The organism is Methanomethylovorans sp., assembly GCF_050177135.1.
Lineage (GTDB): Archaea > Halobacteriota > Methanosarcinia > Methanosarcinales > Methanosarcinaceae > Methanomethylovorans.
Genome location: NZ_JBFXHJ010000075.1, coordinates 1 through 11,061, shown reverse-complemented (window position 1 = coordinate 11,061; position 11,061 = coordinate 1). Strand labels below are relative to the sequence as shown.

Below are 11,061 nucleotides of genomic sequence, written 5' to 3'. Positions count from 1 at the left end.
TCAATGGTTCTCAATGCAGAAGATACACTAAAAGGAAAATGATATAAGGGAAGGAGATCAAACCACCTGTCTAAAGTGAGATAAAGAACATTTCAATGAACAAAGGATCGAGATAATGGATGAAAATGAGAATTTCCTGAAAGAACTGGATAACAAACTATGGACATCCGCAGATAAATTGCGCTCCAATCTGGATGCTGCTGTTTATAAGCATGTAGTTCTCGGCCTTGTTTTTCTTAAGTATGTTTCCGATGCATTTGAGGAACGAAGAAAAGAGCTTCTGGGACAATTCAAAGACCCGGACCATGAGTATTATTTAGGGGAAGATGAGGAGCTGGAAGCTGAAGAACTGGAGATCCGGGACTATTATACTGAAAAGAATGTGTTCTGGATACCGGCTCTGGCCCGCTGGGGTACATTACAAAGCTGTGCCAAGCTTCCTTCCGGTACGGAGATCACTATAAAGAACGGAAAGATCGATGCTTACAGGATGGTGAGTGTGGGTCGGCTTCTTGATGATGCAATGGAGGCCATCGAGAAGGATAATCCTAAGCTTAAAGGTGTGCTGACCAAGGATTATGCACGCCTGCAGATCGATTCTGCAAAACTTGGAGAATTGATAGATCTTGTCTCCACCATACCATTTGTCCATGAAAACCTGAAGGCTAAGGACATTCTGGGTCATGTGTACGAATATTTCCTTGGTCAGTTCGCCAGTGCGGAAGGTAAGAAGGGTGGGCAGTATTACACGCCCAAATCCATAGTTACTCTGATCGTTGAGATGCTGGAACCTTTCCAGGGCAGGGTGTACGACCCTGCATGTGGTTCGGGTGGTTTCTTCGTGCAGTCGGAACGTTTTGTGGAAGAGCATGGCGGACGTATTGGACAATTATCGATATACGGACAGGAGTCAAACCCCACGACCTGGAGGCTTGCTTGCATGAACATGGTCATCCGGGGCATGGATTTTGATTTCGGTAAGGAGCCTGCAGATACGTTCTCACGTGACCAGCACCCTGACCTGCGTGCAAATTACATCATGACCAATCCACCGTTCAATATGAAGGAATGGGGCGGAGAGCAACTGAAGGATGATAAACGCTGGAAATATGGCATCCCTCCTTCGAGTAATGCTAATTTTGCGTGGATGCAGCATATGATCTATCACCTTGCACCAAATGGCAGCATGGCACTATTGCTTGCCAATGGTTCCATGAGCTCCAATACTAATAATGAAGGTGAGATCCGCAAATCCATCATCGAGGCTGACCTGGTGGAGTGCATGGTGGCACTGCCGGGGCAATTGTTCACTAACACCCAGATCCCTGCATGTATCTGGTTCCTGACCCGCAACAAGGAAGCTTACAATGGCAGCCGGGAACGGAAGGGTGAAGTGCTATTCATTGATGCCCGTGATCTTGGATACATGAAAGACCGTGTGTTGCGTGATTTTGATCATGAAAAGGACATCCTGCGCATTGCCAGAACCTTCCATGCATGGAAAAAGGGAGAAGGTTATGAGGACGTGGCGGGGTTCTGCAAGTCTGTGACACTGGACGAGATCCGCAAACATGGCCACGTGCTCACTCCGGGCCGTTATGTGGGTGCAGCAGCACAGGAAGACGATGGCGAGCCTTTCGCAGAAAAGATGGAAAGGCTGACCCTGCAGTTGTCGGAGCAGTTTGCCAGATCGAAGGAATTAGAAGAGAAGATAAAGGAAAATCTGAAAGGGATCGGATATGGACTCTAATGACACTGACAATTTGAATGCTGGCGTATCATTAAGTGATTTCCTTGAACCGGATACTCCGGAAGTTAAGCTCATTAAAAGTCTTCAGGATAACGAAGAGGAATACAGTGAACATTTAGGAACTATTGAGGGGGGTATTGCTCTATATTATTACGAGCACGACAATACGATCACTGACAAGGAAGTTGTCTCTGTTCTAAGGAACATCAAAATGAACCTTGATAAAGATGTCAGTTATTTCTCTCACCCTTTTGAACTTTTGATGCTTGGGCCTCTGGCTGATGCGCTTGAAAAAAAACCGATCACTGTCCATGAATTCAAACTGGTCATTGACTATATTCTGTGGTCTATCGACAACAGGTCGTGGATGGGGGACAAACAGGCCTATTTAAAGTGGATATGTTATTTTTTGGGAATCTACACAGCCAAAGAAGAAAAACAATATGAAGAGCGTATGGAAAAGCTTGGCAAAAAAATGCACCTTTCCGGGGAAGATGTGGACCAGCTTCTTATGAAGAGTGAAAGAGAGTTCACTGACGATGAAATGGAAAAGACACGTATCGAAAGTGAGTTCTTTGCAATGGACGACGGTGAGAAGTTGCATTTCCTGGCGGATAACAGCCCGGAACACTTTGACCTGTTCGCAGTTTATCTTCTGGAACTTAAAGAACGGAGAGAACTTGAACTAATGAAGGGACTGGTAAAGAGGGTCAGCAAAAAGTTCGGTGATGATCCGGAACTATACCTGCATGTTGCTATCTTTTTTATGGACGAGGACCCAAATATCGCTAAAAGTTATCTGGCCAAAGCTCTTTCCAAAGTAGAACTACTTGAAGGTGTGCAGGCGCAGGAAAAAAGGTCTATGGAGATCAAAATTAAAAAACTTATGAGGGGTTGTGACCGGAAGAATAAATGATGAACAGCTATGAAGTGTATGAAGGTATATCCGGCATATTTTGACGGATGTTAAATAGGTGTATGTTTCCTGTTATGCCGGAGAGAATATTAAGATGGAAAGCAACATGATGGCCGATCCTTCTGATTTTGTTATACGTGAGAAGAAACTGGATTATGAACTTCCGCTTAAGGAGAATGAGACCATTGAGCTGAAAAGGTCCACTTCAGAGCTCAAAGAGGCTGTCATATCCATTGTTGCTATGCTGAACAAGCATCACGAGGGAGAGCTTTATTTTGGTGTGAAGGATGATGGCACGGTCCTGGGACAGGAGCCTGACAGGAAGACTCTCCGGGATATATCAAGGGCTATATCGGAGGGCATAGAGCCTGCTATCCATCCTTTTATCTATCATGTGGATATCGGAGGCAAGAAGTGCATTCTTGTGGAATTTGCGGGCAATAATGTGCCGTATTTTGCCTATGGCAGGGCTTATATGCGGGTTGCGGACGAAGACCGTCGTTTGAGCATCCATGAGCTTGAGAGCATGATCCTGAGCAAGAACCGGGAGAGACTGCGCTGGGATACTGAGGTGTGCAGGAATGTCACACTTGATGATATCAGCGAGGAGAAGTTCATTGCGTTCCTTAAAAGCGCAGGAAGGCTGTATGATGGTGATATTCGGAAGTCCATGGATAAGCTGAAATTGCTCTGCGGTGGCAAGCCTACCAATGCGGCTGTCATTCTCTTTGGTGAGAGGCCGGAGGACTTTTTTCCGAATGCAAGGTTAAGATGTGCCACATTCGCAAGGGAGGATACTTCTCTTATTCTTGATATGCAGGATCATTACGGGGATATCTTTTACCTGATAGCGCAGGCCGAGAAGTATGTGCTTGCGAATATCCATGTGGGTATGCGGCTTGAAGGGCTGAAACGTGTCGATGTGCCGGAGATCGACAGGGATGCGCTGAGGGAGGGTATCATCAATGCGTTCTGCCACCGGGACTATTTTGAGTATGATTCGGTGAATGTGGCGGTCTTCAGGGACCGGGTGGAGATCAGGAGCAAGGGCCGCCTCTACGGAGGGCTGTCTGTGGAAAAGATCATGTCGGGCATGTTCTCCGAGCGGCGCAATGAGCTTATCGCGGATATTTTCCACGAAGCAGGACTGATCGAGAAGTGGGGTGCAGGCATCCGTAAGATATTGACCGCAGAGCCAAAGACCTACTTTGAAGAAGTGGGCACGCAGTTCATCGTGACCTTCAGGCGGCATGAACCCGAAGAAACCGAAAAGGCAACTGATGACATTTTGCAGGACAAGGTCAGAGATAGGGTCGGAGATAGGGTCGGAGAAAATCTCAACCAAAACCAGCAAAAGATACTTGACCTGATCCAGACAGACCCGCATATTTCTGCCAGGATGTTGTCAGAGGCTATTGGCATTTCCCAAAGAAAGGTAGAAGCCAATATCTCTATATTGAAAGAAAAAGGTCTGCTCAGGCGTATAGGTCCGGCAAAGGGCGGACATTGGGAAAGGCTTTCAGGTAAATGAAAGAGTGTTTAAAACTTAGGGTATAAACTAGGTATAAACTAGGGTGAAAAACAGTGAAGAAATAGAAAGGTGTGCAGTTGAAAAACAATGGTCAGAACTGATATACACATGGAAAATGAAAAAGGAAGGCTGAGTACATTGGTAATAAGTGCATTTAATGGAACTAAACGCAAAGGCGCAAAGGCGCAAGGACGCAAAGAATATTGTATTGTTTCGTCTAAGTTTTCGTGTGCTGAAGCACTTGCTTATTCTTCACATGAGCCATTAGTTCAACAGCCTGCTGGACAATTGTTTCTAAAAAACAATGCTGCCACAAGTATGAAATATGCCCACCTGCGCGATATACACAAACCCCTCGGAATAGCCGAATACAAGCTCGCTCAATCCCTGCCCGATGATCTCAAAGGCGGCCTCCCCACCATCGAAGAACTGGAAAAAGAACTGGGAGAATTGGAGGAGATGAGTAGGGATGAGTGAGTGGATAGATACCACACTCGGAGAAATTTTAACTCTCCAACGTGGTTTTGATTTACCAGAGGTAGAGCGTTTACAAGGTATATTTCCAGTCATTGCATCAACTGGTCAAATTGGTACACATCAGAAAGCGATGGTTTCTGGTCCAGGGGTGGTAATCGGACGCTCTGGAAGTATCGGAGGTGGTCAATATATTCAATCGGACTTCTGGCCACTGAACACAACGCTTTGGGTTAAGGACTTCAAAGGGAATGATGTTAGATTCTGTTACTACCTCCTAAAATCTATGGACCTAACAATGTTCAATGTAGGCAGTGGTGTACCTACCTTGAATCGAAATCATATTCATCCCATCTCTGTCAGTATTCCATCTAATGTGCATGAACAGCGCGCCATCGCCCATATCCTCGGCACGCTGGACGATAAGATCGAGCTCAACCGCCGGATGAACGAAACACTGGAAGCTATGGCACGGGCTATCTTCAAGTCGTGGTTCGTGGACTTCGACCCGGTGCGTGCTAAAGCAGAGGGTCGGGATACAGGGCTGCCGGAGGAGATAGCTGACCTGTTCCCTGATAGTTTTGAGGAGACGGAGCTGGGAGAGGTGCCGGAAGGGTGGAGAATTGACACGGTTGAAAGTCTTTGTGAGTCAATAACAAGTGGAGGAACGCCTGCTCGAAAGAATCCTCTTTATTGGGAAGGTGGAACTATACCTTGGTTTAAGACAGGTGAACTTCTTGATGGTCCGCTCCTTAAATCGGAGGAACATATAACAGAAGCAGCGTTAACTGGCTCATCGTGCAAGTTATGGCCAGCAGGAACAATTCTTTTTGCCCTATATGCATCTCCAACCGTTGGACGTCTTGGGGTTCTTACACGTCCCGGTACATCGAACCAAGCAGCAGCAGGTTTGATTGCAAAGTCTGAGTATGGTGTGCCTTTCCTAAGAAGACTACTCCTCGAAGCACGTGTAAACCTTCAAACAATTGCAGTGGGGGCTGCCCAGCAGAATATTAATCAAGGCGTTTTGAAGTCGTATCGTGCTGTTATTCCAAAAGCTGATGTGGCTGTCATGTATTCTCGGATTATATCTTCTTTGGATGAAAAGCAGATAGCATTGAGTGAAGAAGCATATACCCTCGCCGAACTGCGCGACACTCTGTTGCCTAAGTTGATTTCAGGAGAGCTACGGTTAAGAGAAACGGAGGGATCATTGGGGTTAGACATATGAGGTTAAAGAATCAGATAAATTTTTTGCAACAACAACAAATGCCTATTGATTCATCAGAGGAGGCTCTTAAGACTTGGCACAGTCAAGAAGATTCTCTCAATTTTTTGCACAATACAACCGATGATGATATTCCCATTTACATCAGTGAAAAGAACTTTTTTCTTTATTCGCTTATTGTTCCATTGGAAAAACTGAAAGACGAATATATAGAAGATCTTTTAAAATGGAATTTCAGAGTAAGCAGCGGTTATGGTTATGGGTATTCCTATTCAAAAGATGAGCAGATTCCTTTCCTTACTAATCCAATGGAAAACACAAATTCGAGAATCTTAGATAACAGCCTGCCTTTGTTCTTCCGAAGACATTTTCATGGATATAGGAACAATGAATCTTATATTGAAATCAACCAGCTTATTAGTCATGTTCTTGATATTCATTGGGTAGAGGAAAAACGTGCTTGGTGTAAACTGAATGAACTCGGAGAGATGATTTCGGTTGCTAATTGGATTCAACAATCTGATATTAATTTGTGTACTTTTCGTAAAGAAGAACTTGAATTTTATCTATTCTTAGCCAATTCTTGTTTAGTTAGAGTATTTGAAGTGTCTAGGTCTGTAGATTGGGGAGTTAGTTTACGTGAAAATAAACTAGAAGAAATATGTACAGAAGAAGAATGCGAGATTTATGCAGTTCGTACGCTAATAGGCGGTTCTGAAAAACCTTTGGCAAGTTTTCTTCGTGGATTCCAAATTATCCGATGTAAAAAGGCACATGAAGAATTACTATTAAAACTGATGGAAAAAGAACCTCGTGAATACGCCAGCTTTATTATATGGGACTGGAAGCATAACGAAGAAAGAGAATGGACTTCTGATCCTGACCAGATAGAAAACTACTTTGTGGAGTCTGATTATCCTTTTGGAACGTCACCAGCCTTTTTCAAGCCTGATGTTTTATTGAGGTATCGTCAAGACCCCTCACGTTTTAAGATATATGACCGCCAGATCGAATGTAAAGGTGCATGGTCCTTACGATATGACATTAATGAAGAGGGACAAGTCCATGTTTACATCTGCGACTTGAGTCACCTTCCATTTCAAGAGCAACTCTATTGGAAATCATTTAATGAATCTCCTAAAGCAAATATCTCTTCACGCTCATTCAAGACCGATTTTGAAGGATGTTGGGACGATTTTTATAATCCTCTTCAATCTTTAAAAAATACGCTTGACAATTTTCCTCAGCAGGATGAGCAGGGAAATCAATGTTCTATCTGGAAAATGCCACATGTTTCTGAAACATGTGACTTAACATTTTTAGGCTATGTAGTCACAGAGTCACGTAAAGAATGGGAGGATCAAATTTTAGCACTTGCTAAGATTATTGTTGAAGGGCTAAATGCATCATATATTAACAAACTTGCTGAAACATATGGCTGTCGTGACAAAAGTCTTGCTTCAATAAAACAACTTGGGAAAATATTAGAAAGTATTTCTCTTTCTTCTGAAGACATAAAAGTAATAATTGATACTCTTAATGAGCTTTGGTATCTACGTTCTGCTATAGTAGCACATTCTGGAGGTGAGATCCCTAAAGGAGATCTCCGCGTGCACTATAGAAATTTGCTCATAAAATGTGACACTGCAATGATGAAGTTAGCTGAACAAGTCAAAAAAGGTAGTCTTATGAAAACATGAAAATGCGTAAAAAGGATTTTGCTCCTTGAATCTATATTTTAACAATATAGACTTTTGACTATCCTTTATTCTAATTAACCTACCAATATCTACCAATCTTCACCAAATTGGTAGTAACCCTTTTATCCCAATAACTACCAGTATCTACCAAAAAGTAACGAATTGGTAGTTATGAAGATTCCACAGAAAGCACCGGACATGTGGGAGGTTATCGGGAAGTATCCTGAGATGCTCTCAATGTTCGTTGATCCACAGATGCAGGAGCTTGTTGCAAAGTACAACCGCGAGTATGTACACTGGGAAGAGCTTAGGCACCGTAAGCTGCCTGTAGAGGCTAAACAAATGTGGGCTTTGATCAAAAGCTCAAGGGCATTGCAGGCCAAGCGCGTTGAATTCGCAGAATGGACCTTCCGTTACGTCCTGTCAGGCGACACCCTGAGAAGACTGCACCTGCTGGACACAAAAGGTACCGGAAATCTGGAAAGCGGACCGGGAGGAGTGAGTGCAGCGGACAGGAAGCGATACATCATCAACTCACTTATGGAAGAAGCCATCGCCTCCAGTCAGCTTGAAGGAGCGGCCGCCACCAGGGAAGCAGCCAAAAAGATGCTGCGGCAGAAGCGAAAACCCATGGACTACTCCGAGAAGATGATCCTCAACGGCTATCAGACCATGTGCAGGATAGCAGAAATGAAGGACAGGTCCATTGATCCGGATACACTGCTTGATATCCACAGGGAGATCACACACGGTACTCTGGAAGATCCCGCAGATGAAGGGAAGTTCAGGGACAACAACGAGATCGTTGTTGCCGACCCCCGGGACGGGAACAAGGTATATCATATCCCCCCGGACTATCAGAAGATCCCCCAGCTCATGGAAGAGTTCTGCAGGTTTGCCAGCAACGATGAAGAAGAGTTCATCCACCCTCTTATCAAGGGCGTGATCCTCCACTTCCTGATAGGCTATATCCATCCTTTCACAGATGGTAACGGCCGGTGTGCAAGGTCTATCTTCTACTGGTATATGCTCAGCCGGGGTTACTGGCTCTTTGAGTACATGCCGATATCAAGGATACTGCTGCACTCCAAAGCAAAATATGCCCTCTCCTATCTGTATACTGAGACCGACGAGAACGATCTGACATACTTCATAAACTACAACCTCTCTGCAATAGAAAAAGCGCTGCAAGACCTTGAAGAGTACATTAGCCTCAAAAAGCAGGAACAACATGAAACGATACAGATCATTGAAACCTCTGCGAGTCTGAACCTCAGGCAGGCTGACATACTTAAGAACCTGCTCAAAGAACCTGACAGATACTTCTCCATTGCTGAGATCAAAGGAAAATACAATATTGCCTATGACACAGCAAGAAATGACATGCAGCATCTTGAGAAACTGGGGTATGTCGAAAAGCTCGAAAGAGGCAGAAGCTTCATGTATAAGTATAAAGGTGTTGAACGGGTGTCGTGAGTACCAATAAATACCAATTTCTACCAAATTGGTAGTAACTCTTTTTTGAATGTATCCAAACCTGTAACCTCATTTTTTACACGCTTAAAACAGCAGGCTTAAATATAGAAAAAATTAATTTCTTTAAAATATGCAAACAGTTCTTAATTAAAGAACAATCATTGATATTCACATGGAGCGGCTGCCACATGAGCGAAAATGAACTAGAACAACTCTGCTTAACCTGGTTCCAGGACACCGGCTGGGACTACCAGTACGGTCCTGATATCGCTCATGACGGTATAAGCCCGGAGCGCCAAGACTACAGGCAGGTCATCCTGCCAGATCGTCTACGCAGTGCACTCCATCGCCTGAATCCAGAAGTACCTGCCTCAATACTTGAAGAGGTCCTGCACATCCTCAGCAAGCCACAGCATCTTTCTCTCATAAAGAACAACCGCACTTTTCATGAGATGCTGCTCACAGGAGTACCGGTAGAGTATGAAATAGATGGGCAGATGCGAGGAGACAGGGTACAGCTCATTGACTTTCAGCATCGGGAAATGAACAGGTTCCTTGTTGTGAACCAGTTCACCGTGCAGGGTCTGAAACAACCCCGCAGACCCGACATAGTAGTTTTCATAAACGGATTGCCCATTGCTGTCATAGAATTGAAGAATCCGGCTGTGGAAGAAGCGGATATCTGGGCAGCATATCGGCAGCTGCAGACCTATAAAACAGAAATAGCCGATCTATTCGTGTTCAACGAGGCCTTGGTGATCTCCGACGGGTTCAATGCCCGTGTAGGTTCACTGACAGCATCAGAGGAATGGTTCATGCCCTGGCGTACCATCCGCAGTGAAAAGGATCAGCCTCTTTTGGAATATGAACTGGAAAAAGTAGTAAAAGGCTTCTTTGCACCTGAGCTTCTGCTGGACTATCTGCGCCATTTCATTCTCTTCGAACCGGATGGGGATACGCTCATCAAAAAGATCGCAGGCTATCACCAGTTCCATGCTGTACGAGAAGCAGTACGTGCAACTATCATAGCCGCCGGGCTAACTACAACCTCAGAAGCAAAAGAGCCACGTGCAAACTATGCCGAGAAAGTGGTACCAGGATCAAAGCGTGGCGGTATAATCTGGCATACACAGGGCTCAGGCAAGAGCATCTCCATGGCATGCTTTGCAGGCAAGCTGATGCAACAGCCGGAAATGAATAATCCCACGCTGGTAGTTGTCACTGACCGTAACGATCTTGACGGACAGTTATTCAGGAACTTTGTCAATGCAAAAATGCTGCTCAAGGAAACTCCAGTACAGGCTGAGAGCCGGGAGGAGTTACGTGAACTGCTCGAGAATCGGCCTTCAGGTGGCATAATCTTCACCACCATTCAAAAGTTCATGCCCGGAAAAGGTGAAAACCATTTTCCAAAACTCACCGACCGTGATAATGTTGTAGTGATAGCCGACGAGGCCCACCGCAGCCAATACGGCTTCCGTGCCATAATGGACACCACCACAGGAGCTTTCAAATACGGTTATGCTCATCACATGCGTTCAGCCCTGCCAGCAGCAACCTTCGTAGGTTTCACCGGTACACCCATCGAAAGCGATGACAAAGACACCCGCTGGGTTTTCGGGGAGTATGTCAGTATCTACGACATCCAGGATGCAGTCCTAGATGGTGCAACAGTGCCTATCTACTACGAAAGCCGTCTGGCAAAACTGGACATAAACCAGACTGATATCGAGAAGCTCAACGAGGAAGTAGAAGAAGTCCTGGAAGACGAAGAAGACATTGCTTTGCGGGAAAGATCAAAATCCCGCTGGGCAGCTCTGGAACAACTGGTTGGAGCCGAGAAGCGCATCCAGGAAGTAGCCAACGATCTGGTTACTCACTTTGAGACTAGGAAATCTTCCATCAAAGGCAAGGGTATGATCGTATGCATGAGCCGCGAGATATGCGTGCGCATGTACGATGCCATCACTGAACTAAGACCCCAGT

General features: G+C 45.0%; 8 protein-coding genes. All 8 read left to right on the top strand.

All coding sequences use genetic code 11. The features are described from left to right. Positions 1-115: 115 nt before the first annotated feature. Positions 116-1,750 (top strand): type I restriction-modification system subunit M, encoded by a 1,635-nt coding sequence (locus tag AB7U21_RS07335; protein WP_428387992.1) that lies wholly within the window; start codon positions 116-118, stop codon positions 1,748-1,750. Continuing rightward, positions 1,740-2,666 carry a hypothetical protein gene (locus tag AB7U21_RS07330; RefSeq protein WP_428387990.1) on the top strand — a complete coding sequence of 309 codons (927 nt, stop codon included), beginning with the start codon at positions 1,740-1,742 and terminating at the stop codon, positions 2,664-2,666. The genes AB7U21_RS07335 and AB7U21_RS07330 overlap by 11 nt, the downstream gene beginning before the upstream one ends. Positions 2,667-2,760: 94 nt before the next feature. Beyond that, positions 2,761-4,197 (top strand): RNA-binding domain-containing protein, encoded by a 1,437-nt coding sequence (locus tag AB7U21_RS07325; protein ID WP_428387988.1) that lies wholly within the window; start codon positions 2,761-2,763, stop codon positions 4,195-4,197. 87 nt (positions 4,198-4,284) lie between these two features. Continuing rightward, positions 4,285-4,674, top strand: a complete 390-nt coding sequence (locus AB7U21_RS07320; RefSeq protein WP_428387986.1) for a hypothetical protein — start codon at positions 4,285-4,287, stop codon at positions 4,672-4,674. After that, positions 4,667-5,902, top strand: a complete 1,236-nt coding sequence (locus AB7U21_RS07315; protein ID WP_428387983.1) for a restriction endonuclease subunit S — start codon at positions 4,667-4,669, stop codon at positions 5,900-5,902. Before AB7U21_RS07320 ends, AB7U21_RS07315 begins: the two co-directional genes overlap by 8 nt. Beyond that, the gene (locus AB7U21_RS07310; protein WP_428387981.1) at positions 5,899-7,599 is read left to right on the top strand and encodes a hypothetical protein; all 1,701 of its coding nucleotides are present in this window, start codon (positions 5,899-5,901) and stop codon (positions 7,597-7,599) included. The genes AB7U21_RS07315 and AB7U21_RS07310 overlap by 4 nt, the downstream gene beginning before the upstream one ends. A 171-nt stretch (positions 7,600-7,770) precedes the next feature. Then, entirely contained in the window at positions 7,771-9,075 is a 1,305-nt protein-coding gene (locus AB7U21_RS07305) for a Fic family protein (RefSeq protein ID WP_428387979.1), read from the top strand. Between the two features lie 188 nt (positions 9,076-9,263). Further along, positions 9,264-11,061, top strand: a 1,798-nt coding sequence (locus AB7U21_RS07300) for a type I restriction endonuclease subunit R (protein WP_428387977.1), incomplete at its 3' end; no start/stop codon positions are given.

Bases quoted from the DNA above. Each gene is read 5' to 3' on its own strand.
- AB7U21_RS07305 (WP_428387979.1), top strand. From the start codon at position 7,771: ATGAAGATTCCACAGAAAGCACCGGACATGTGGGAGGTTATCGGGAAG.
- AB7U21_RS07330 (WP_428387990.1), top strand. From the start codon at position 1,740: ATGGACTCTAATGACACTGACAATTTGAATGCTGGCGTATCATTAAGT.
- AB7U21_RS07315 (WP_428387983.1), top strand. From the start codon at position 4,667: ATGAGTGAGTGGATAGATACCACACTCGGAGAAATTTTAACTCTCCAA.
- AB7U21_RS07320 (WP_428387986.1), top strand. From the start codon at position 4,285: ATGGTCAGAACTGATATACACATGGAAAATGAAAAAGGAAGGCTGAGT.
- AB7U21_RS07335 (WP_428387992.1), top strand. From the start codon at position 116: ATGGATGAAAATGAGAATTTCCTGAAAGAACTGGATAACAAACTATGG.
- AB7U21_RS07310 (WP_428387981.1), top strand. From the start codon at position 5,899: ATGAGGTTAAAGAATCAGATAAATTTTTTGCAACAACAACAAATGCCT.
- AB7U21_RS07325 (WP_428387988.1), top strand. From the start codon at position 2,761: ATGGAAAGCAACATGATGGCCGATCCTTCTGATTTTGTTATACGTGAG.